This is a genomic window from Arthrobacter sp. 4R501 (assembly GCF_002929755.1).
In the GTDB taxonomy this organism is placed as follows: Bacteria; Actinomycetota; Actinomycetes; order Actinomycetales; family Micrococcaceae; genus Arthrobacter.
Genome location: NZ_PJIW01000011.1, coordinates 124,821 through 149,312 on the forward strand (window position 1 = coordinate 124,821; position 24,492 = coordinate 149,312).

The window sequence follows — 24,492 nt, forward strand, 5'->3', positions numbered from 1 at the left end:
TAAATTGCCGATGATTTTGTTCTAACAAACTGACAACCTTACATAATCTTCATTATCGGCGTTCAAAAACGGGTGGGGGAGTGGCCGAAAAAGGGGCTGCTCTTGGCCTCAGGCCGGGTCGTTTCTTCGCCCCAAATGCCGGGATCAGAACTGGTCAGCCAGGCACGCTCAAGCATCCCGGCGACCAGCCGTTCGGCCGTTTTTCGTCTGAATGGCTTCCCAAAGCTGGCCATGGCCAAGGCATTTCGGAGGGTTGTCGCGTCCCGCCACAAGTACCTGTCATCGTCGAGTTCAGCCCTGACCAAGTAGCCGGCTTCCTCCATGCGCCCGAAGGCGGCGTTGGCGTCGTCGATGCGGTTCCTGGTGAGCAAGCTGTCGGCGACGTCTTGGGCGAACGTGCCGCCACGGAAGAAACGGACCAGGCTCCGTGCCACCAGCGGGCGACTACAGGAGTTCCTAAATCTACCCTCGCCCGCGACTAAGGCATCAGCCGGTGAACGGTCTACCAGTACCTCCGTCACGCCAAGCCTGCGCAGGACCCCTCCCCTGCCGGTGACGGGACTGCCTCAGTATTAGGCATCCAGCTCAACAACGACATCTCCATTATTGGCGTCCGGTTTGGACTCTCATTTGAGAAGAGAGTCACGCATTTGGCAACGGCAATTAACCGTATGAGCGGACTCATGAGCTCCATCTTCACTACATCCACTCCTGTGGCTTTCTCTGCCATGGTCACTTCGTGCTCGACTGCGCTTTCACCTTCGGTAGTCGCCCGGGTTCCGCTCACAGCACGGATCGACGAAGGCGAATTAGGGTAAGCAAGTCGGTGCTCTACAGGCTGGAGAGCGGGAACCGTCGTATCGAATGCTCCCGAACATCCAGCATTTTGCGTTCGCGGGTATCCGTGCGGATCCAAGCCACGCCCAGGTGCGGGGCTGATGCCTCGACTGTGCCTCGCCAATGCCCGATACCTCGTTGGTCGAAGGCTTCGACCCGATCGCCCTCGACCAGCGTTGTCAAGAGCTCGATTTCAGTTGTAGCTGGTTCGCTTTTCAGGGTGCATTCCTTTCGCGCAGGAATGCGGAAATTCACCATGTAACCTTCTCGAGTGTGGTGCCGCAGGGAACGCTGCGGCTCAGGCTTACTATGAAGGTGTTGGGCCCACTGCGGGTAACCAGGATGCCGCACTTGGCAGTCTTCGCCCTGGTCGAGAGCTGTTGCACTGCCGTCTCAAGCGTTCGGTCCATTATCGAGCGGTCCCATATTTTCAGCGTTACGGAGTTGGCGGTTGCAAAGGTCATTTCTGGGTGCTTTCATTCATGCGTTCGGATGTTGAGTTTTCGCCGGGCAGAGCGCCGGAGCAGACCAGCTCGGGCTCGCGGTCAAAGCCCGAGTAGTGGTGACCATATTGGCTGGCCTCTGGCGCTGTTGCCGAATGTCGGCCACTCGCCTCACGTTGAGGCCGCCGGAACGGTGAACCGGCTATTGAGTAAATTTCACGACGGCGCAACCGATAGCGAGCTGCTCTCCTAGATGGAATGCTGCGATGCATGGATAAGCGCCTGAGCTTCACTCCAATAGGTGCGAACAATTGAACGGCGAGGTTTCGACGTTTTACCACGGCAAGCCAGGTCTCCTCATAATGTCCGGACGAAGCTCAGCGGCCTAAAAGGAGCTCTAGCTCATCGAGGGCTCAGCCGTTTGTGGATTCAGGCGAGCACACGAACTCATTAAGGGCGACCCATGCAGGCCGCTCGATGTCGACCCGCGATTCCGTTGAAATCCTGAGCTTGCCTTTGAATTTCAGCAAAACTTGCGGTGAGAGCCTGGTCTCAGCGAGGTGGTGCCTGATGCGACCAAGGGTATTCGACACGACGGAATTCACCTGACCAGATTCTCATTCGTTGTCCTTTCCAAAATGTAGTATCCCGCCTTGTCAAAGCCCGTCACGGTCCATCCGGAGAGCATTCGGGTGCCTAATTCGCTTCGAAGGACCAGCCTCCATGCCCGGGCCATCGTGGGGTCCGAATGGCGCATGCTTTCAATGTCCGTGGGGATCTGCAGTGCAACCCTGTCTTCCTGCGAGGTGCGAACTATGGGTTCTTCACGGTCACCCACCTTCAACAGGACCGGTGTACCCTCAGCAGAGACCGGCTCGGATGGGTCACGGGTCACGGGCCATGCAACCAGCATCCTGTCGCTGGGTTGGCCCGCATTAACCTCGTCGGTCATCTTGCCATAAAAGTCCACTAGGTATTCGCTGGCAAAGGCCCCGAGTCTGGCAATGTTGAAATACGCGTTGCGGGCTACAAGGGGGTCAAAGGTCCAAGTGATAGTTTCGATATTTCTGGCACGGCACCAACTGCGTTGGTGTTCCTTTAGAGCCCCGCCTATGCCCTGGCCGGCATATTCAGCCTTCACCCCGGCTATATGGGAATGGAGTGTTGCGCCTTGGGGTGCGGCGAAGAACCCAACACAAGCTGCAACTATTTCCTCGCCGTCATAGACGCCCACCACATAGTTTTCGGCGTGAGCTAGTGCAACCAGGAGTGCCGGCTCAAAATGTCGGCTACCCTCGTCGCGCCAGACGGTGGCCAGCAGGGCGGTGACCTGCAACATTTCCTCTAGAGCGTGCAACTCGCGGAATTCCAGTGTAGTCAGGGCGCTGCGGCCCGTGGTGCTTTTCATGACACAACACCGTTCGAGAGCACTGCTTCAACCAGCCCCGCGATCAGGGCGGTTCGTTCCGGCATTCGCGCAGGGATCACGTGCTCATCGTGGGCATGGGCGCCTCCCCCAACCGCCCCAAGCCCGTCAAGGGTGGGTACGCCCATCCCTGCGGTAAAGTTCCCGTCCGACGCGCCTCCCACATGTACGGAGCCCACCAGTCCCAAACCCAGTTCCGCTGCCACGCTCTGCGCCAACGCCAAAACAGGGGCGGACATACTCTCCTCCAAAGGCACCCGATTGATTCCTCCTAGCAGTTCCAGCCGGGCACCGGGGAGTACTGCGGCCAGGCTCCGCAATGCGTCGTCCACTCGTGCTTGTTCCTCGCCGGTCCAGGCACGCACGTCGATGCTCAACGTGCCGGCCGCGGCCACAGTGTTGGTGGTCGTTCCAGCGTTCATGAGTGTCGGTGTCACCGTGGTGTCCCGGTCTGGATCGGCCAGAGCCCCGATCTGGAGAACCTGATGTGCCAGTTCGACGACAACGTTGACCCCTTTTTCCGGTTCGAGCCCGGCGTGGGCAGCCCTGCCCGTCACCTTCAACTCGTAGATCGACACACCCTTGCGGGCAGACTTGAGCAACCCACTGCCAGCTGATGCCTCCAAAACTAGGACTGCCGCACATTCTCGCGCCGCTTCCTCAATCAAGGCACGCGACGTTCGGGATCCCGTTTCCTCGTCCCCCGTGACCAGCAATTGGACACCAGCAAGGCCCAGCCCACGCATTTGGAGCGCACGGAGGGCGTACAGCCCTTGAATTATTCCTGTCTTCATGTCAAAACTTCCGGGGCCACGCAGGACGGTTTCGCCGTCCACCATGTCCAGTCTGCTAACAGGCCCGCTGCCCCAGGAGCCCAAGGGCCAAACCGTGTCATGATGGCACAGCAGCAGGACCTTGTGTCTCGGCAAAACGGCGGTGTCCTCAAATTTCCAGGACAGGTGGGGCACGCCGTGGAGGTTTATGCGCTGTGGTGCACGCCCAAGAAGTTTGGTTCCCAGCGCGGCCACGACGTCGGCGCTACGGCCCATGGCCTGAGGGTCACTGGTGGGAGATTCGGTTTCCACTAGCACTCGCAGGTCGGCCAGCATATCCGGCAGCAACTCATGGAACCCGGCTCTGAGGGTGTGTGGGGCAAGTTGCGACCCCCCGACCTTATTCATGGTGGGATACCAGGGGCTCGGAACGGGCACCAAAGTGGACCAACGGAGTCGACCTCGGCGCTGCAACGCTGAGGCAAGGTGAATCGAGGGAGTCAGGTACATGTGCACTCATATGGTTATCACCGACTCTGACTAGTCTGTTCGTTTTGGATGCTGATGCTCCTTGCAGGCCACTAGTGTTGTGTGTCATAATTTGCGATGCTCCGGTCACGCAAGTGAGTGTATGGACAATTCCGGCTGCGTCAGGACTGACGGCGCGAGCGGACAACACGCTCATCTCGGCTAGATCGTGGAGCCTAAAAAGATGGTTCAAGTCGGGTTCCTCACTTGACAGGAATGGTAAATGTTGGTTCTTGGGTACTCTCAAATAGTGGCCGCCCTATCTGAGGCACGGCCGCCAACAACTGCTGCGTATAGTCGCTCGAGGGGTTGTTCAATACCTTTCCTGAGCTGCCCTGCTCTACAATGAGCCCGGACTTCATGACCACCACGTCGTCACACAGGTATCGCACCACGGCCAAATTGTGGCTGATAAAGAGCATGCTGAACCCCATCTGACCCTGCAATGCCTTAAGTAGATTCAGCACCGATCCCTGGACAGAAACATCAAGAGCGGAAGTGATTTCGTCCGCCAGGATAACTTGTGGCTCCGCCGCAAGTACCCGGGCCAAGGCCACACGCTGGCGCTGTCCCCCTGACAGCGTGTCAGGTAGATCCTGAGCCCGTTCAGGCGGCAATTTCACGGCCTGAAGTAGGCCGGCGATTCTTTCCTTGGATTGGCTCCTGGTTAGCCGGGCTCTGCTGCGTAAAGCTGCTGTCTCCAGCGCTTCCGCTAAGGACTGGCCAATAGTCCGCCGTGGGTCCAGACACGCGTACGGGTCCTGGAATACCATCTGCACTGTTCTGCGCAGCCGGGCCGCAGCTCCCCGAGCATGGGAAATTTCCTCGCCTCCCAGCAATATGCTTCCTGCTACGGGTTCACACAACCCAACGGCGACGCGCGCCACAGTTGACTTACCTGAGCCCGATTCCCCCACCAAACCCACAATGCGCCCGGCCGGGACAGCGAAGCTGACGTTGTCCACTGCCGTAAAGGCGTTCCGTCCGCGTCCAAACCGTACCGTGACGTTTCGAAATTCAAGTTCGCTCATGCGTCGGCCCTCAAGATCTCTGCCGAGAAGTCCAAGCCTTCCGGGATGGTGGGCATGGGTAGGGTCCTGTCAGTGTCCATATCCGGGACCACGGCCATCAGTGCTCGGGTGTAGGGATGTCTGGATTTTCCGGCCAAGAGGTCCTCTGTGGCAATATTCTCAACAACTTCGCCCTGGTACATAACAAGAACCCTGGTGCACAACCCCGTGACGACGGCCATATCATGGGAGATCATGAGAATGGCTGTACCCGTCTCAAGGTGCAATTCGTGCAGAAGGCCTAGTACTTCCCGCTGCACTGTTACGTCAAGAGCTGTGGTCGGTTCATCGGCGATGATCAGCGATGGGACGCCCATCAGGCCCATGGCCATCATCACGCGTTGACGCATCCCCCCTGAAAGCTCATATGGATGCTGCCGGACGCGCTTCTCAGCCAACCCAATCTTTACGTCCTTCAACCGATCGATGGCCTTTGCCCAGGCCATCTTGCGCGTTAGGCCGCCGTGTAGATAGCCGACTTCCGCCACTTGCGTGCCAACTTTCAGTGATGGGTTTAGGGAGGACATCGGGTCCTGGAAGACCATGGCAAGACCCGTCCCCAACAATTGTTGGACTCTCCTGGCGGAAGTTGTTCTTGGGCGGTGCTCGCCGCTAAGAAGCTCTACCCCGTCGAACGTCACTCTTTCCGCATTGACCTTGAGCGGAAAGTCCAACAGACCGGTTGCCGCCATGCACGTGAGGGACTTTCCCGATCCTGATTCACCAACGATGCCAACGAGCTCTCCTCGGCCCACTGAGAAGGAAACACCCTTCACAGGCTCAAACCAGCCGGTGATGGTGGGCACGGCAACGTTGAGGTTCTCCACGGTGAAGACATCAGCGGAGGAGGGAGAGATCCCAGCGACTCCCCGCCCCCGCGCAGCGGTCCCAGCTGTCCACTTTGGTAGCCGCGCGACGGGACCAGGGTTGACGCCCAACCCCCTAGCAATCAATTCCCCTGCCAGGGTGAAAACGACTCCTGCGAAGACCACTGCTGCCCCGGGCGCCAACGCGGTCGCGGGGTTGACGAAGATTCTAGAGAGCCCTTCATTGAGCATGCGTCCCCAGTCGAATTCCGGCGGCTGCACGCCAAGTCCAAGGAATGAGAGGCTCGCGAAAGCAATAAGTGCCCCACTTGCGGTCACGGAGGCATTGACAATCAGCGGTCCGTAAATATTAGGCAGAACATGCCGGAAGACGACCTTGAGCTTCCCGACTCCCAAGACACGGGCGGCCGCGATGAAGTCACGTCCCAGGATGGCTGATGAAAGCGTGTGCGTAAGGCGCGCGTAAGCCGGAACAATGGCCATGCCGATGGCCAGAACGGCTCCCCAGCTGCTCTGCCCAAAGATCACCGACAGAAAGATGGTCAGCAGCAGGCTGGGAAAGGCAATGGCAAAATTGAACGATGCCACCACGGCCCGGCCGAGGGCTGGGCGAAGTACGGATGGCAGCAGCCCAAGTGATACCCCGGCCACCACACCGAAGCAACTGGCGGCTAATGCCATTGCCACCGACAGACGCGATGCTGTCATGGTGCGAGCAAATACATCTCGTCCGCCAGCGTCGGTGCCGAAGAGGTGCCCCGGGCTGGGTGGCTGGGACAGTGCCAAAAGATCGGTTGCCATCGCCGATATTCCCCAAATTACCGGCCCAAAAATGACAGCCCACGCTACCACCAGCAGTCCAAACGTTGCAGCGATTCCCGTCGGGGAAATGATGGCGTTGCGCCAGCGCCCGGCGCGATTTATCGACATGTCAGCTGTCCTTAATGGTGGATCGGGGATCTAGGAGGGCCAAAAGGATGTCCACAATCAGGTTGATCAGCAGCACAATCACCCCGTAAACCACCACCAACGTTTGCGCTAGAGGATAATCCTTATTAATTATCGAATTCACGATCGTCATACCAAGGCCCGGCCAGGCAAAAATGGTCTCCACCAACACGGTTCCGGCGATCAAGGAGCCCAAGAAAAGACCTGCAATCGTCAGGGTGGACGTCATGATGTTCGGCAGAGCGTGGCGCAGATACACTCGCATGGCCGGCATTCGCTTTGCTCGAGCCGTGCGCATGTAATCCTGCTCTAGGACCCCTAGAGCTTCGGAACGCACGATGCGGGTCAAAGCTGCTGCACTTCCCAGGGAAAGTGCAGCCACCGGCAGGACAAATGACGACGGTCCGCTGCGTCCTGCGACAGGAAAAATTTGAGCATTGACGGCAAAAACGTAGATCAGGCCGACGCCGAGTAGAAATTCCGGGATGACCGCCAGCAAGCCCGCCGCGGTGTTGAACCCCAGCTCTGTTGCCCGGCGTCGTCCGCCGCGGGTCAGTGCAGCAGCCCCCAGCCCTAACGGTATCGCCACCACAAGAACCACCAGCACGGTGAGGAAGGCAAGCTGGAGGGTGGCCGGCAAGCGGGTGGCCACCACATCGGCAACCGGCATGCGCAGGCTGATGGAGTTACCTGGATTGCCCGTGAGCAGACCTGACCAGAAATGAAGATATTGGATCAGCAAGGGTTGGTCTAACCCCAGCTCATGTCGACGTGACGCGACCGCTTCCACGGTCGCCGTGGCGCCCAAGGACGTCCGGGCAGGGTCGCCCGGAATTAATTGAAGCATCAGGAATGCCACGGTCACCAGAACAACCACGGCCACCACGAAACGGCTACTTCGGCGGACGGCGAAAAGTCCACGAGATCCGGGGGCGAAGTATTTGCCCCAAGCAGGTCGACGCTGTGACTGTGTTTTGATCTTCTTGGCAGTGTCCGCCGCAGGAGAGGATGGACTCATTGTCAGGCCCGATTCACTTCAAAAGGCGGACGCTCGGCCCGATGAATGAGTCTTTAAGGCTCAAGCTGGCTTTCGCCAAGTATGTCGAGAGGGTGGTGGTCGCGAACGGAACCACATCGGCGGAACTGAAGAGTGCGGTTTCTGCCGTGCCCCAGGCTTTGCAGGCCTGATCTCCCACCAGTGTGGATGCATTTTTGACTTCCGCTTCGTAGCGGGTGTTGTGAATGCTGGCAAAGTTGGTACCAGCTGCGGGGGCCGCACCAGAGACGAACGGAACAATGGTGTTAGGGGTGCTTATACCCACAGGTACCCAAACGATATCCCAAGACCCGTTGTCGGCGCCACCGAGAATCTTGGCGACGACCATGTTGGAATCACCGCCAGCCAGGGTGATCGTGACGCCGATCTTAGCCCATTGTTGCTGAGCAAATTCTGCAGCAGCAGTCGTGGTGTCATTGAGGATCTCGTACAACAACGTGAGCTTCAATTCCCTACCGGCCTTGCTCCGCTTTCCGTCGGCCCCCGTCTTCCAACCAGCTGCATCCAGTTTCTCCGCCGCAGCCGCGGCGTCGAACGCCGGCAGCGCATTCGTGGTTGTCATGGTGCACGCCACTGGATCAGCGGTGGAAAGTTGGTCTGCGCGGGTACCCTTGCCTGCAGTCATCACCTTGGCTACGTTATCCAGGTCGAGCCCTTCGGTCAGGGCAATGCGTACCGCCGGATCCTCAGTCGGCTTACCGGTCATCTGGTTGTAGAACATCTCCCCCCTGATGCTGTGCGTCGTGAACGCAGAGAGGCCGGCGGCCTTGACGCGAGCCTCATCAGGCCCATTGATTGCGGCAATGTTGAGCCCCCCGGAAAGTAACAGGTTCGCAGCGGCGCTCTCGCTGGGCACGATCTTAAAAACGACCGTTGCAGGCACTCCTGGCGTCTCCGAGGTCACGGTGGCATCAGGGCCCCAGCTGTAGCCACTGCGGCGCTCGAGTGTGTAGTGGTCGTTCGCTGTGGCTTCTTTGAGGACGAAGAGGCCGGTCCCGGCAGACTTGTCCGTTACGGAGGTCGGCTCCTTGACCGCGGACTCGCAAGCAATATTCAACGTGGAGGCATTCGCCAACAGAAACGGCGAGGGTGCAGGCGTTGCCAGGGTCACCACGCCGCTGCTGTTATCCGCGGTGGCCGTGAGATCTCCTGGGACATAAACATCCCGTAGCGGTGAATTGTTGTCTTTTGTAGCCACAAAATTGAAGTTGTCTGCCACTGTTTGAGCCGTCAACGGCGTACCATCTGAGCAAGTTATGCCGGATTTGAGCGTGAATGTCACTTTCGACGGTGCTTCGGTCCAAGACTCAGCCAACCATGGCTTGAATTGACCAGAGGCAGGGTCCTGATATGTCAACCTGTCGTACAGAAAATTCAGAACACTCCTAGCATCAGTTGAGACCGTCATCAGCGGGCTCAGGCTGCCAGGATCACTGACCATAGACGTAGTAAGTGTGCCATTTATGGCAAAATTGTCGGGTCCCTCGGTCTTTACCGCTGAACCGGTGCCGCCACTGCATGCTGATAAGAACAGCGCGGCACAGATGGTTAGTGCACCCACTGTCGTTGTCTTCTTTATCATTCTTCCTCCAAGCCAGTGCGGGCTCACCCGGCCATGCCGGGGAGTGAGCCGGATGCATCAATGCCCAACCGACGATACTTCAAGTATGGCGTTGACAATGGATCACTTCTCTGGTGGATTCGACATTACTTCATCAAAAAAATGTCGAAATCACCAGTAGCCGCTCGGCTGTGTCTCTTCCATCCCTACGATTCGGACTGGAACGGTATCGGGGGCTCGTAGCAACTCGGCACCTCGCATGGGGCAGAACCAGGAATCCACTAATCATGTCCAATCCAGTTTGAGTGCAGCGCGCGAATACCGCTGTAAGTACCAGTAGGAGTAGTTCCGGGCCGATGGGTCTCGGTCGCGCCAGTCGTTCACCCCGTTCAGAGGCTCGAGTTTGGCCGTGCACGAGAGCGCCCGTGAGAACGGTGAGGTGACGCGGTCTGCTCCGGGAAGGGCTGCATTCGGGACTGCCCCGCTTTCGTTGACTTCTTGTCCTAGCGAGCTTGTGCTCGTGGAAGGATGTTGACCATGCCCACGGCTTACGGGGCGGAGTTCCGCCAGCATGTTATTGATGCGGCCCGCAAGACCGAGGCGCCGCTGGCGCAAATCGCGAAGGATTTCGGCCTTCGGTCACGACGCTGACGCGCTGGATCGCCATTGCCAAGCGCAAGGAAACCGGGGCCGGCCCGGCAGTGGCGGAGTCGGCCGAGATGCGGGAGCTGAAGAAGCGCAATCGTTTGCTTGAGCAGGAGAATGAGATTCTGCGCCGGGCTGCTGCCTATCTGACCAGGGACATCAACCCCAAATGATCTACCGCTGGTCACGGACCTTGCCGCCCTATTTTCGGTTGGCGTTAACAGACGGTCTTCCGTGGCGGTGACCTGCAGGGTGTTAAAGTTCAGTAAGCAAGGCTATTACCAGGGAGAGCGAACCCGGTCACGGAACGGAACTGGGCCGACGCGCCCTCGTCAACGCCGCCCGGGACATCCATGCCGACGACCTGCATTCGGATACCGTTTCATCGCCGAAGAACCCCCGGAGAATGGCATCACGGCCGGCGAGAACAGGGTCCAGCGCTTATGCAGAGACCACGGCATTTGGTCGGCATTCTCGAAGAAACGCGGCCTGAACCGCGGAAGGACCCTGTCGCCATCCAATCCCAGCTTCAGGTCCTTCCCGCCGAACTAGGGCCTAGCCAACCATCCGGGCAGAGCTAAACAATTCCACGAATCAACCCACGCAGGCGTCCTGATATCTCTCCCGGGGGCGGCCCATTTCGGGGATGCCTGCACGTGGACTAAGGCACGGCAGGAGGCAGGTCAAACAACCGCATTTGAAGCATCAGGGCAAACCGTTGGTCTGCGTCGTCCAGGTTAATCCCGCTAATGCCCATCAAACGCTTCAGTCGCAGCCTGAAGGTGTTTTGATGAATATGCAACGCCATCGCCGCCGCGGAGACATCACCAAAGTGATCAAGCCAAGCAGCCAATGTCTTGACGAGTTCGCTGGAGTGGGCCCGGTCATAGATCTGTAGTTTAGCCAAGGGGCCCGTAACCTGCTGCTCGCTGGCCGCCAACGAATCACGCATAGACAGCATTAGAGATTCGACTTGTACCTCATCCCCGCTGGCCACAGACTCAGACGGTCTATAGCGTACTGACTCAAGACGGTCGGAAGCGCCCGCACCCCTTCTCGACAATAGGACCCGCAGGGCAGAGTCCGCCTGTGAACGAGATCGGTTCAAACGACCAGCCGAAGCAACGGGCGTCCCCACGCCCACCAACAGTCCATCCCGATTCAATGCCTTCACCAAGTCTCGTGCAAGGCGCAGCCCCCCATCTACCCCAGAAGTCCCCGGCTCCAAGGGCAAGACCGCATACACGCGACCACCCACCCTCGCCACCGTGGACAAGCGACTGGCTGAGTACAATCGCAGGCCGATGGCAGCAGCAAGTCGGTCAAGTTCGGCCTCGGAGTCCGCGGTTCCGGCGTCTCCAATAGGGCCTTTACGTCGAAGTGCCGCGGCCAGAACCACTGTGGCTTGACCTACAATCCCAATTCGGGCTGCCGCATCTTCAGCCCCGGAGCCGCCCTCCAAAAGCATGACCAATAGACCGTGACGTAGTTGCGCCGAAGCATCGGCCGCAGTACGGGCCCGCAGCATGCTCAAGGCCACCATGTCGGCAGCTTCACTCAACGCCCGATTCTGAAGCGAGCTGAGAGGGTTCTCCACAACTCCCCAAATTGACCCCAACAGTTCATTGCCCGCACGGATCCGCATGCCGATTCGAGGGCGGATGCCCGGACCAATCGATGACAAATAAACCGGTTCAGGCGAGTCGTAGATTGACTTGAAGGCACCAATTTCTCGCAACATTTGGGCGTATTCAACCGGCACCTGGTGACTGAGGACTGACTGTTTCCGAGCGTCATCGGCGGCAGCCTGATCTGCGGAGAACGCCAATATGCGTGAATCCAAATTTTCGATGGTCACAGGAGCACCAAGAATCCCTGCCACCGAATTCGCGACCTCAAAAAGGTCAGGAGGTTGCCCCACTCCCAATTCCACGTCGGGCCTTTCAAAGGACCGGGCATCGTTCGAGAGCCCGTCAAAGGGGTGGTGGGGGCGGGTCAGAGTCTGGAGCATTGCGGCCAGCTGCAACCAAGAGGCGCCCTCCGCGAGTCGAATGACGGCGAGCCCGGCGGAATGCGCCCGTTCCTGATTCTCCATCCCAATCATGGCTTCTGCCCCGACAATCAAGGCCGCCGCGGACGTCTCCAGCGCCCCCAGCAATTTCTCGGTTTCGTCAGCTGTCAAGACACCTGGAACCAGAACAAGAGTACCCGCCCGGACATGGACGTCGGCTCCCCGTTCAGCCATCCACATTCCAGTGATCACCCGCGGCACCGGCGGCATTCTTTTGGGGAAGTCCAATAGGGTCGCACCCAAAAGTTCCTCGATGTTGGCCACAGTTGCCAAGGCACCTCGGGATTTCGAGGCTTGGTTCGGTACGGTCATACGTTCAGCATAGTCATGCCGCACAGATACGTCGGCTGGCGTCCGAGGGCTCTTAAACGCCGTTCGACTGTAGTGGATGGATGGCGTGCCGAGCACTTCCTCATTATCTGACAGCTGTCGTCGAAAAGGTGTAAAGCCTGGTTCCTGAGCAAGTTTGGCCGTGGGGCCATCTCGGGGAAACCGCGGGGCAGGCCAAGTGACGAAACCGTCTGCGCGACGACCGGCAGGGCCGCTCGATGGCGACGCAGAAATGTTTCGCTCGTATTTCTGTCCGAACCGAGTACCGATTCTTCGTCTCTTCGCACAGTGCTTGGAGTCAGTCCGGCGCGGTTGGATTGCATATATGGGCAACGGTCAGTTGCCCGCAAATAGCTCAAATACGGAAGACGAAGAGGAGCCCCATGACTAGTCCTGTCAGCGATCGCGGAATAGAGGACAGCCTGGAAACCTCGCATCTTAAGGACGCGAGCCTGAATGTCGGCCCACCGGACGCGTTGGCGCAGATACCCCGATTTGCTGGACCGTCGACCTTCGCGCGGTTGCCACGGCTCGACCAGATCGCCCGCACAGATGTCGCCATACTGGGGGTGCCCTTTGATTCAGGAACCACTTATCGTCCTGGAGCACGCTTCGGTCCGGAAGCCATCCGTGCCGCATCCAAGCTGCTCAGGCCTTACCATATCGGGCTCGGCGTTGAGCCGTGGGTGCAGCAGCAGGTGGCAGACGCGGGTGACGTGGCCGTCACACCCTTCGACATCGCCGCAGCCGTTGGCCAGATCGAGATCGCTGCTCGTGCCCTCTACACCAGCGCTGACCGCATCATCGCCCTTGGAGGCGATCACACCATCGCGTTGCCAATGCTGCGTGCCGCACACGAGCAGTTCGGTCCTGTAGCTCTCGTCCACTTCGATGCTCACCTCGATACGTGGGACAGTGTCTTTGGCAGCTCCCTCGCGCATGGCACACCATTCCGACGCGCGGCCGAGGAAGGGCTGCTCTCGGTCGACCAATGCATGCATGTCGGTATTCGCCATAGCACTCCCTCGACCAAGGACTTCGACGAGGACACTGCGCTCGGTTTTGCCACGATCACCACCCTCGATATAGCACGATACGGCGTCGAGCATGCGGCTTCCCGGATTCGTGAGCGAGTCGGCGATCAGCCGATGTACGTGAGTATCGACGTCGACGTCCTCGACCCTGCACACGCTCCGGGGACCGGAACGCCAGAACCTGGCGGACTGACCACGAGAGAACTTCAGCTGCTACTGTTCGCGCTTGCCGACATGCAAGTCGTTGGCGCCGATGTCGTGGAGGTGTCGCCTGCCTATGACCATGCTCAGATCACCGCACTCGCTGCAGCTGGAATCACTTTCGACCTGCTCGCGATGCTTGCCACAGGACATCGAGGTTAGCGGGCATCCACCAATCAGCACGGCTAGAATTGACGGTCGGTCACGACGGACCGAGCCAGCTCGATCCTGGGGCGGTCCCACACTAAGGCCGGACTTTACTGAAAGACTCCATTCCGATGCGGACCTGGGCGGATTGGGACGGATCGACCTACTTGGTGCGAACAAGAGAACCTGACGTTCGCCGGATCCCGCTCCGGGAACAAGAACGACGGGGTGCATGGGGAACAGCAAAAACTGGCGCTCGTCCGCCGGCTACCACTGCTACGACACCGCCGACGGGTTCGAGCAATTGAACTGGATCTGAGCTCGAGCGGCGGCTCTCCTGGCGAAGGCCGGACTGAGCGAAGATCAGCGAGTCATACGACCGGCTCGCGACGCTGTACCACCGCTTCTGGCCGGCGCCGGCACCATCTCCCGGGATGTGAAGACGCGGCTGCGGGCGGAAACAAGCCCTTGAGCCCGGCGGCCATCCAGCGACAGCTCGAGGCACTTAGCGCCGAACACCTGACGCCTGACTGCGGCGAACAGTGCACCAACCCCAGACGGGCATCCTGACATGATTCCTCGGGTGACGCATGACTAGGTGTGTTTACGCGCCGGTGGCTACAGCTTCTGCTCCCGGCGGCGATGGCGGCGGCCGGCCAGGCCTTCATGCGCCACGGCTCGCACTTGATCTCGGCCACTCGCTCTCGGAAGCTCAACGCGGCCGGCGGGGCGGCCGATCGACGATTTACGGCAACATGCGCAATTTGCCCACCCGTCGCAGTCGGCGGTGGGCTGACGCCTGAGATGGGCTGGCGAATACCGCATCGCTTTGACGCGCAGGAGCGCGTCTGATGGCGAACTAGTAGGCGAGGTTCGGCGACCGAGAGTACGTTCAGCGTCGGCTGGCGATAGCTGCTCGCGTGCGCTCGCTCGCTGCGGCGAGCTCGTAGAAGACAGTTATGAGCCCGAGCATGTCGCGTGCCGTAGCCAGCGTCGTCGAAATCGTGCGACTTGCGGTTCTCGTGCAGCCCGGGATGCCCTCGGCCAGCTCCGCCGCGACAGGTGAGGGCATGTCGACCTCAAGTTCGAAGCTAGCTAGTCGCACAGGGCGCGCAAGATCGCGCGCGCCCCTAACGGCTTCGGCGGCGGACTCACGGATCATCTCTCTTGCGACCGAGGGCGCGACCGAGTTTGCGGACGAAAAGCCATGGGCGGTTTTAACAGTCACAATCTTCGCGTCTGCGAATGCTCGCGAGGCGATATCAGCAATAACGTCGTCGCCTGTGACAAGACCGACGGGAACTCCCAGCGACGCGGTATACATTCCGTTGACCTCAGCTTCGGACACGCGTGCACCGTTGACTCTCACCTCGCCGAAATATGCCGAGAACGTGTGCGCGAGCACGCCAGGGGCGCCGGCAGGTGCGTGATAACCCACAAATAAAGCCACGTCGCAATCATCTGTGAGCCCTTCAGCCATGCACTGCGCTTTCGGACTCCCAAACACCAGCCGGGCTCGTGGGTCAAGTCGTTCGTGCAGCAGATTATCCATCGTTCCATGCGAGTCGTTGACGAGCACGCTCGTGGCGCCACCTTCGAACGCCCCAGCGATCGCCGCGTTCGCCTCTTCAGTCATGAGCTCCTGCGCGCGGCCATACCCGTAGCCGCCGCGAAGGATCTGATCGAATGTTGCGATTCCGGCGACGCCCTCCATGTCAACAGAGATATAGACCTTCACAGTTTCGTCCTCCTAGTGCGGGATCTCGGCACCGACACAGCTCGGCTAACCCCACGCCACTATCTCCCATTCTCGCTGGCGAAGATTCGTTCGGGAGACCGAATCTTGCGTACGTGAACTGTATGATCCACCCATGTCTGTTACGCAAAGACCCGTAGCCGAGCTCGGGCGCCTGACTGAACGGCTCGGTTCCACGTTGTTGACTCACAGGGCCGGGCCGTTGCAGCCGAAACGTAAGGTCTCCACAATCCTATTGAACGACCCACTCGACCCGCCAGATGTTGAGCCGGACGCGATCATCCTCTGTATTGGAATCACCGGTGAGGACGAACTCGCTGAGCTCGTCATCACACTTGGTGCCGCGCAGGCGTGCGCCCTTGTCGTTCGTGACTCAGAGGACCTCGGTGAGAGCGTCATAGCCGAGGCAGACCGAGGTGGGGTGTCGGTGTTTGGACTCGTCCACGGCGCCTCATGGCTCCAGGCCGCGATGCTGATCGGCGGTGCGCTGAACCTCGGGGTCGACGGAATCCCGAGGGATGGTCTCGAGACGGGAAGGGATCTGTTCACACTTGCAGACTCACTGTCGGCACTTCTGAGGGCACCCGTGACCATTGAGGATCATTCCTCGCATGTTGTCGCATTTTCGGCCGACCAAGCCGGTACCGACGACCCTCGCCGCATGACGATCCTTGGCCTGCGCGTGCCCGATATCTACAGTTCCGCTCAGCGCGACAATGGCGTCTTCCGACAGGTTTACGCGTCGGACCGCCCCCTTCTCTTCACCGAACCCGCTCCAGGGACGCTGCCGAGGGTAGCAATGCGGGTGCAAGCAGGTGGAGAAACACTCGGCTCCATCTGGGCGGTTGTGTCGGAGCCGCTCTCTCTCGAGCAGGAGCGTGGAATGATCGAGGCCTCTCAGGTTGTCGCCTTGTCGATACTCCGATCCCGCGTCAGCGCCGACGCATCGCAACAACTGAGGGAGGCAATGACCTCAAAGTTCCTCGAAGGCGGGACGAGTGCCCGCGAAGCTGCTCAGCAGCTCGCCATCGAGCCCTCTGCCGCTTGTGCGATTGTGTTCGGTCCCGTGGGCGACGAAGACGAAGTACAGGTTGTGGCTGACACGCATCGTGCCTCCGTCGCACTCTACAGATACCTGCAGCTGATGTACCCGAGAGCCGTGACCGCTCAGCTAGGCGGCGTCGTCTACGCCATCATCCCGGTGGGTGACACCACTGAAAGCACTGCGGCCTCCATGCGCAGCATGGCGGCAGAATTCGTCTCGCGGCTCGGAATATCCACCTCATTCTGTGCCGGGTTGGGGGGCATCGTAGCCGATATCAGTGAGTTAGCCAGGTCGCGCCGCGAAGCGGACATGGCGATGCGAGTGCTGAAGTCACGTCCGCAGGACGGCGGCGGAGTCGCACGATTCTCTGACGTCTACATCGAGTCGCTCATGCTGCACATTAGCGACTCACTTACAGCGGAAGGTATTGAACTCGGCGGACCACTGCGATTGCTGAGGGAGTACGACACCGCACACGACATGCACCTCGTCGCGACTCTTCGCAGTTGGCTGGAGCACTTGGGCGATGTCAGTAGCGCCGCGCGGGCGGTGCATGTGCACAAAAACACCTTCCGCTACAGACTGGAAAGGGTCGAGTCTGTGGCTGGGATCAACCTAGGGGACCCCGATGTGCGCTTCGGGCTGATGTTGCAGCTACGCCTACCCTCTCCACCCAGCATTCGTTCAAAAGACCTATAAGTGGCCATGTCAATCGGTCTATACGACGATGAACTGGAAACCGAAGGCGATCAGGCTAGTCATTAGTGACCAACCCCTCCTCGAACGCACTAGACCATCAAGGCGGACCACCATGAACCGACGAGAGTTCGCTCACGCGCAGCGTAGACGTGGGCCCTGGGCTCTGGGTGTTCAAGAGGAGCTTCAGAACCCTAACGCTTCGTTGAATCCAACAAGTTCGATTGACGTTGCAAATCTCTTGCGCGAAAGTCACTCACAACGTGGCCCCTCGACCCAACGGACCGAATTCAATGAATTCGTCGAGTTGGTCGAATTAGAACCTGGGCGTCCAGATGACATCTGTGGCAGCTCTCTGGCGGCCAGCCTCAGTGCGCCGCGGTCGCGCGCAATCGCACGTCGTTGTGGCAAACGGAAGCACGGCGTCGCTGGATGTCGCTGTTCTAGGCCCACGACTCAACGGGATCATGCAGGGCAAGAAACTGCTCGGTTCGACCGTGTTGTTGATCAGCGACAACCTAACAATTGTCCGGCAACTCTTCGGCAACTTGGACGTGAGGGGTCCGGTCCGATCATAGACGTAGGCAGGCTATCCCGGTGCTCGATGACCCGCAGCGTCCGCACATGCGAAAACTGACCCGCACGATCCCATGCCCCCGCATGCGTGCATTGTTTGAAGGAAAGAACCCATGACAACCCGTCCTCTCGCACTAGACGACATCCGCGACATCGTCACCATCGACGACACGGCGATAGCCTCGGACGGAACGTCCATCGTTTTCACCAGACGCGAGACATCCGCGTCCCAAACAGTGACCTCGCTGTGGAAGGTTATGACAGGGCACAAGCCCCGTCAACTGACGCGCGGACCGGGTGATCGTGCACCTCGCGCGGCTGCCGACAGCATCCTATTCCTTCGCGACGTGGCCGGAGTACCTCAACTGCATCGGCTACCAGATGCGGGCGAGCCGGAGCCTCTGACCGACCTCCCCCTGGGTGCGGGGCCTGCCGCTACAAGCCCGGACGGCCGTCGCGTCGCATTTACCGCGCCTGTAGACCGCGGGAGCAGGGGGCCTGGTAGCCCGATCGTCATTGACACTTTGGACGACAAAGTTGACGGCCGAGGCTGGATCGGTCAGATCCGGGAGCACATCTTCATCCTGGAGCTGGATGACCTTCGGGTTCGGCAGGTGACCGACGGAGAATTCGATGCCGGCGCTCCGGCGTGGTCGCCGGATGGCACAAAATTGGCCTTCTCGGCTGGACTTGCGCCGGACGCGGACATCTCAAGGGAACGCCGTGCTTACGTCATCGACGTCGACGACAGGGCCTCTCGGCCCGAGGGTATGGGCTGGGCCACAGGTATTTCCGGCCCACTCCTGTGGGCGCCAGATGGAATGTCGCTCCTCGCAGTCGGGACGCTGACGCCCGCCGTCGGAAACGCCCGAATTCTGCGTCTCTACTGTGATGGGCGAGAAGACGTCGACCTGACGGCGGGATCAGACCGCAACGTCATGCCGGGCGCGACGGCATATCCTGGAGGGCAGCCCACACTCACACCAGACGGCGAACATATCCTGTTCTGTGCCCGTGACGGCGGTTGGACTCATTTGTACACCATCCGACTTGCCAGCGGTGAGTGCCGCAGCATCTTCGCTGAACCGCACAGTGTAATCTCTGGGCTCTCCGTGGCGGCAAACTCTGCACACGCCGCAGTTGTCGTTACGACGGCCTCTTCGTTCGCCGAGGTTGCGTTGGTGGATATTAGTCAGGCTACGCATACGGTACTCACTCAGTTGATGGCCGAAAGTCTCCCCGGCGTCGAGTTGTACCGGCCAGAGCCAAGGCAATTCGAAATCAGTGACGGCACGATCGTTCATGGCTGGCTCACGGGAGCACCAGACACCGACGGCGCGGCCCCGCTATTGCTCGATATTCACGGCGGACCGCACAACGCCTGGGCGGGAGTCGCAGACGATATTCATCTGTACCAGCAGCTCCTCATCGCTCGTGGGTGGCGCGTATTGACGCTCAATCCGCGCGGGTCTGACGGATACGGCGAAGAGTTTCTCCGCGCGGTAGATGGCGAGTGGGGGCGCGCCGACTTGCGTGACTTCCTTGAGCCGATTGACGCGCTCGTCGCAGAAGGCCTGGCGCATCCCGATCAGCTTGCTGTCACCGGCTACAGCTACGGGGGCTTGTCGACATGTGCGCTTACGACACACACCGACCGGTTCTCGGCAGCTGTGGCGGGCGGCCTGTTGTGTGACTTCGCGTCGATCGGTACTCAACACCTGCCCGAGGGCTTCTTCGCCAAGATGACCAGCAACGTGTCACCACTGAATGTCACCGCCCTGGCCGCGCTCTCCCCCATCTCACGCGTCGGTCGCGTTCGCACCCCCACTCTGGTTTTGCACGGGGCAGACGATGCTTCGTGCCCTGTTGATCAGGCACGGCAGTGGTTCTCGGCCCTTCGCATGCAGAACGTGCCGACCCGACTCGTCGTGTACCCCGAAGGAACACATGTGTTCATCGCAAACGGCCCGGTCGAACACCGCATTGACTATCACGCACGCGTCGTGGAATGGGTGGAACAGTACACACGGGCGACACCGAGAGCGGCACCGGCATCCCCCGCGCCGCGCGATACTGCCTACTGGCAGCGGCGGCTGGAATTTCTCTCTGAAAAGTACGGAGTCCCCGGAGCGCAGTTTGGGATCGTGCAGCTCGACGAGAACGGCGTGAGTTACGACCGACGGACTGTCAGTACAGGCGCGACGGATACGTCCACGGGCGAACGAGTCACCGACGACACAATCTTTCAAATCGGATCGATAAGCAAGGTCTGGACGACAATGCTCGTCATGCAACTCGTCGACGAAGGGCTAGTCGAGTTGGATGCTCCGGTGCTCCGCTATCTCCCTGACTTCGCACTGGCAGATGATCCCACGCCGGCCGTCACGATTCGGGAACTGCTCACGCACACAAGCGGTATCGAAGGTGACGTCTTCACAGACACTGGGCGCGGTGACGACTGCCTCTGCCGCTACGTCGAGCACCTCACTTCCTCGACGCACCTCCACCCCAGGGGCGCAAGATTCTCGTACTGTAACTCGGGTTTCGTGATTGCCGGGCGCATCGTTGAGGTTTTGCGAGACATGACGTGGGACGACGCACTTCGACAGCACCTGATCGAACCGATGGGCTTGACGCACACAATCACCCTGCCCGACGATGTCCCGCGGTTCTCGGCCGCGGTCGGTCATACGGGCGTCGGGGATTCCTCTGCACCGGTGACGACCTGGTCGATCACCCGCTCGATGGGCCCCGCCGGTCTCATCCTTGCCAACACCGACGATCTCCTGACGTTTGCAGAGACCGCACTGCGCGAGGGCGTCACCCCCACAGGGAAGCGTGTCCTCTCTACCGACAGCGCACGCCTGATGACGCAGGAACACGTCAGTCTCCGCACCGATGTCGTTGCCACTCAAGGATGGGGTTTGGGATGGTTTCTGCAGGATTGGAACGGTCAGTGCGTTCCTGGACACGACGGAGGGACGATTGGGCAACGCGCCTACCTAAGGCTGTTCCCTGGAGCGGACTACGCTCTGGTCCTGCTGACCAGCGGCGGCCAGCCGGACGGCCTCTACACCGAATTGTTCACCGATGCTGCCGCCGCGATCGATGGCAGTGTTCCACCTCCATCCCTGTGCGCGGACCGTTTGGCCCCTGCCCCATCACTGGCCGGGCGGTGGGTGAACGCCGGAATCCAAGTCGACGTCTGGAACGAACGCGACGAGACATTCATCTCGTTGACCGATCGCATGGAGCTTACCGCCGGGGGAGAACAGAACGACGCCGTCGTCACCACGCTCCATCCTTCGAACGTGCCCGGTGTATACGCCTACACCCTTCCCAGCCTCGCGGGTTGGGAGCAGTTCCGCCCCGTTCTCGGAGGAGCCTATATCGGATACAGATTCGTCAGAGGGGAGCAATCATGACGAATTTCCTGTCAGTCAGGACCCTGAGCCAGAAGCGACCGTGCCGCACCAGCTTCACATACCCAAAACCATGGCGGTCGCTTCGCTGGAATCCCGCAGAGAGCCCAGACTGACAACGTCACCCACCGCAACGTTGACGGACCATCCGTCATTATGCCAACACCGACGCATCCCGGGGCCACGCATCCCATTCAGATACCGCCGAACGTCGACGGGATTTTGCCGCAACGCCAGAAATCGTGCGCGATTGGCGGATCGCGCTCGGACAAGTCCCAGGCGGCCTACCCGGTGAGGGGTGGGCTGTCACCGACTTCGCCCGACACACAATTACCACCCCAAAAGGAACGCATAATGCACATCGAACACATCGAACTGGTAACAGTCCGCATGCCGCTCGTCTCCCCTTTCACAACATCGTTCTCGACACAGACTGAGCGCACCCCACTACTCGTGCGCGCCACCGTCTCCGATCACGGCCGTATTGCCACCGGATGGGGAGAGTGCGTAGCACTCGCGGAACCCTACTACTCCTCCGAATACCTCGAAGGCGCCAGACAAGTACTTCAGCGATTTCTCGTACCCGCACTCTTCGAATGGCAGGCATCCGGCAGGGCCATCACCGCCCAGACGGTCTCCACAGCCGTCAGCCATATTGTCGGCCATCGCATGGCGAAGGCCGGACTCGAGCTAGCAATCCTCGACGCAGAGCTGCGCCTGCAAGACGTCTCTTTTGCCGATCACCTAGGCGTGACGCGGGACAGCGTCCCCTCAGGAGTTAGCGTGGGCATCGAGGCATCCATACCGGCGCTTCTCGATCGCGTACAAGGCTTCGTTGACCAGGGATACGCCCGCATTAAGCTCAAGATCCGCCCAGGATGGGACCTGGAGCCCGTCAAGGCGGTGCGCGAGCGGTTCGGCGACATCCCTCTTCAAGTGGATGCAAATGCCGCATACCGCCTGTCCGACACTCCGTCGCTGCGAGGCCTCGACCCCTTCGGCCTGCTGCTAATCGAACAGCCCCTCGCAGAAGACGACCTCCGCCAGCACGCAATCCTCGCATCCCAAATCAGTACACCAATCTGCTTAGACGAATCCGTGGTCTCGGCACAGTCCGCAGCTGACGCCATCGCGCTCGGCGCGGCATCCGTTATCAACATCAAGCCAGGACGAGTCGGCGGCTACCTCGAGGCAGTTCGCATCCACGACATCGCCCTAGCAAACGGAATCGCCGTCTGGTGCGGCGGAATGCTCGAGACAGGCATCGGCCGGGCCGCAAACATAGCACTGGCAGGCCTGCCGGGGTTTAGCCTGCCGGGCGACGTCTCAGCATCTGACCGCTTCTACCGCACCGATATAACCGAGCCGATCACCATGACTGACGGCGTTGTCGCCGTCCCAAGCGGACCAGGCATCGGCGTCGAGCCGATCCCCGACGCACTCGCGGAAGCCACCATCCATTCCGTGGAGATTACAAGTTGACCGTTGTCCCACTCCGTCTCTCTACGCGAAGGGTTTGTCGCTGATGGGAATCTCAAACTCCTACGAGGTGATCGTGGTCGGCGCGGGATCAGCGGGCGCTACGCTCGCTGCTCGCCTCAGCGAAGGCAACCGCCGGGTCTTGCTCGTCGAAGCCGGACAGGATCATCGATCCGCCGAACTCCCGGAAGCGTGGCGCTCACCGAACCCGGTGAATGCGATCTTCAGCTCAGACCACACCGCGTTCCTTTGGGAGGACCACCTCGCCACTCGCACCAGCGCGCAGCAACCCTACCTCTACTGGCGAGGCAAGGGAGTAGGTGGAAGCTCCGTCATCAACGGCCAGATCGCAATCCGTCCACCGGTCGAAGATTTCGACGAATGGGCCAGCATAGGTTGCACAGGCTGGGCCGCGGTCGATGTGATGCCGGACTTCATCAGGCTGGAGTCTGATGCTGAGTTCGGGCACGCCGGGTACCACGGCGAGACTGGGCCGATCCCGATCTATCGCACCCCAATCGACCAGTGGGGAGCCGTGGACAAAGCTCTTAGCGCAGCCGCGGTGGACACGGGATTCCCTGTGGCGCCGGATGTCAACGCGCCGGGTGCCACAGGAGTCTCCCCCTATCCGATCAACTCCCGCCATCAGCGGCGCGTGACCGTAAACGACGGCTATCTAGAGCGGCTACGCAATGATTTGCGGCTGAAGATCCGCGGAGGAAGTCTTGTCGATCAGGTCATCTTCGACGGCAAGAGGGCGATCGGAGTGCGTCTAGCCGACGGTGAGACTTTGTTCGCAGAACAAATCATCCTGGCAGCCGGTGCTACGGCCTCACCATCAATTCTCCTGCGCTCGGGCATCGGCCCCGTAGATTCCCTGACATCTCTGGGGATTCCGATCCGCGCTGATCTACCGGTAGGACAAGGTTTGCAAGACCATCCTATGGCTGTCATTGGTGTCCCACTCACGGAAGCCGCGTCGCCTGGAAAGGAAGACCGGCATACGAACTGCTGCATTCGTTACTCCAGCGGCCTGGCACACCAGGTTAACGACATGATGATGGTTTCCCTCAACCAGAATGCGCTCGCGCTAGCGTCGGCCGATGTCCGTGCGGGGGCAGGAGCGGTGGGGGTCTTCGTCAATCGCACGTACTCCCGCGGCAGTTTACGACTTCAGAGTACCGATCCGCGGATCCAGCCGCTGATCTCATTGAACATGCTCTCCGACGAGCGGGACTTGAGCCGCCTCGTGGCCGGGACACGGCTGCTGGCTTCGATGGTCGAACACGCGGCGTTCGACCAGATAGCGGATGGTGATCTGTGGCGATCGAACACGCGTCTCCGAGCAGCGCTGCAAGGCTCCGATACCAAACTAGGCGAGTACTTGCGTGCAACTGCTGTAGACACACAGCACGCAACGAGCACATGCCGCATGGGAGCCCCAGATTCTGCCGACACTGTAGTCGATCCTCAGGCCAGGGTACTGGGCTTCGAGGGCCTGCGAGTCGCCGATGCGTCGATCTTCCCCTTTGTCCCCCGCGCCAACACCCATCTCGCGACAGTCGCCGTTGGCGAGCACCTGGCCCGCATCATGCGCTGACCATTCCACAACCTCGAGGA

Annotated in this window: 15 protein-coding genes and 1 pseudogene; 6 read left to right on the top strand and 10 right to left on the bottom strand. The window is 60.1% G+C overall.

Features of this window, described 5'->3' with window-relative positions; all coding sequences use genetic code 11:
- Positions 1-62 precede the first annotated feature (62 nt).
- The 8 genes from CXR02_RS12790 to CXR02_RS12830 all read right to left on the bottom strand — a co-directional run bounded on the left by CXR02_RS12790 (position 63) and on the right by CXR02_RS12830 (position 9,491).
- Positions 63-434, bottom strand: a complete 372-nt coding sequence (locus CXR02_RS12790) for a hypothetical protein (RefSeq protein WP_104062345.1) — start codon at positions 432-434, stop codon at positions 63-65.
- Between the two features lie 397 nt (positions 435-831).
- Positions 832-1,095 carry a hypothetical protein gene (locus CXR02_RS12795; protein WP_104062346.1) on the bottom strand — a complete coding sequence of 88 codons (264 nt, stop codon included), beginning with the start codon at positions 1,093-1,095 and terminating at the stop codon, positions 832-834.
- Between the two features lie 786 nt (positions 1,096-1,881).
- Complete coding sequence (locus CXR02_RS12805) at positions 1,882-2,688, bottom strand: GNAT family N-acetyltransferase (RefSeq protein ID WP_104062348.1); 807 nt, start codon at positions 2,686-2,688, stop codon at positions 1,882-1,884.
- Positions 2,685-3,755, bottom strand: coding sequence for a M20/M25/M40 family metallo-hydrolase (locus tag CXR02_RS12810; protein WP_258060945.1), 1,071 nt, complete (start codon positions 3,753-3,755; stop codon positions 2,685-2,687). Before CXR02_RS12810 ends, CXR02_RS12805 begins: the two co-directional genes overlap by 4 nt.
- Positions 3,756-4,210: 455 nt before the next feature.
- Positions 4,211-5,038 (bottom strand): ABC transporter ATP-binding protein, encoded by an 828-nt coding sequence (locus CXR02_RS12815; RefSeq protein WP_104062349.1) that lies wholly within the window; start codon positions 5,036-5,038, stop codon positions 4,211-4,213.
- Positions 5,035-6,834 carry a dipeptide/oligopeptide/nickel ABC transporter permease/ATP-binding protein gene (locus CXR02_RS12820; RefSeq protein WP_104062350.1) on the bottom strand — a complete coding sequence of 600 codons (1,800 nt, stop codon included), beginning with the start codon at positions 6,832-6,834 and terminating at the stop codon, positions 5,035-5,037. Before CXR02_RS12820 ends, CXR02_RS12815 begins: the two co-directional genes overlap by 4 nt.
- Position 6,835: 1 nt before the next feature.
- A complete protein-coding gene (locus tag CXR02_RS12825; RefSeq protein ID WP_104062351.1) occupies positions 6,836-7,870 on the bottom strand; it encodes an ABC transporter permease in 1,035 nt (344 codons plus the stop codon).
- Positions 7,871-7,883: 13 nt separating this feature from the next.
- Entirely contained in the window at positions 7,884-9,491 is a 1,608-nt protein-coding gene (locus tag CXR02_RS12830; protein WP_104062352.1) for an ABC transporter substrate-binding protein, read from the bottom strand.
- 516 nt (positions 9,492-10,007) lie between these two features.
- Here CXR02_RS12830 and CXR02_RS12835 point away from each other — a divergent pair.
- Positions 10,008-10,613, top strand: a pseudogene (locus CXR02_RS12835) (IS3 family transposase); the annotation flags it as partial.
- 163 nt (positions 10,614-10,776) lie between these two features.
- On the opposite strand, the gene CXR02_RS12840 reads toward CXR02_RS12835, so the two are convergent.
- Positions 10,777-12,498, bottom strand: coding sequence for a CdaR family transcriptional regulator (locus CXR02_RS12840; RefSeq protein ID WP_104062353.1), 1,722 nt, complete (start codon positions 12,496-12,498; stop codon positions 10,777-10,779).
- A 401-nt stretch (positions 12,499-12,899) separates the two neighbouring features.
- Here CXR02_RS12840 and speB point away from each other — a divergent pair, with 401 nt between their 5' ends.
- The gene (speB, locus tag CXR02_RS12845) at positions 12,900-13,913 is read left to right on the top strand and encodes an agmatinase (RefSeq protein WP_104062354.1); all 1,014 of its coding nucleotides are present in this window, start codon (positions 12,900-12,902) and stop codon (positions 13,911-13,913) included.
- Positions 13,914-14,790: 877 nt separating this feature from the next.
- Here the strand turns inward: speB and CXR02_RS12850 are convergent.
- Complete coding sequence (locus CXR02_RS12850) at positions 14,791-15,636, bottom strand: M55 family metallopeptidase (protein ID WP_104062355.1); 846 nt, start codon at positions 15,634-15,636, stop codon at positions 14,791-14,793.
- 133 nt (positions 15,637-15,769) lie between these two features.
- Here CXR02_RS12850 and CXR02_RS12855 point away from each other — a divergent pair, with 133 nt between their 5' ends.
- The 4 genes from CXR02_RS12855 (at position 15,770) to CXR02_RS12870 (ending at position 24,472) form a co-directional block, all read left to right on the top strand.
- Complete coding sequence (locus CXR02_RS12855) at positions 15,770-17,398, top strand: CdaR family transcriptional regulator (RefSeq protein WP_104062356.1); 1,629 nt, start codon at positions 15,770-15,772, stop codon at positions 17,396-17,398.
- A 686-nt stretch (positions 17,399-18,084) separates the two neighbouring features.
- The gene (locus tag CXR02_RS12860) at positions 18,085-21,396 is read left to right on the top strand and encodes a serine hydrolase (protein ID WP_104062357.1); all 3,312 of its coding nucleotides are present in this window, start codon (positions 18,085-18,087) and stop codon (positions 21,394-21,396) included.
- Between the two features lie 351 nt (positions 21,397-21,747).
- Entirely contained in the window at positions 21,748-22,875 is a 1,128-nt protein-coding gene (gene menC, locus CXR02_RS12865; RefSeq protein ID WP_104062358.1) for an o-succinylbenzoate synthase, read from the top strand.
- A 43-nt stretch (positions 22,876-22,918) separates the two neighbouring features.
- Positions 22,919-24,472: a GMC family oxidoreductase gene (locus CXR02_RS12870; RefSeq protein ID WP_181037219.1), complete on the top strand. Its 1,554-nt coding sequence runs from the start codon at positions 22,919-22,921 to the stop codon at positions 24,470-24,472.
- Positions 24,473-24,492 lie beyond the last annotated feature (20 nt).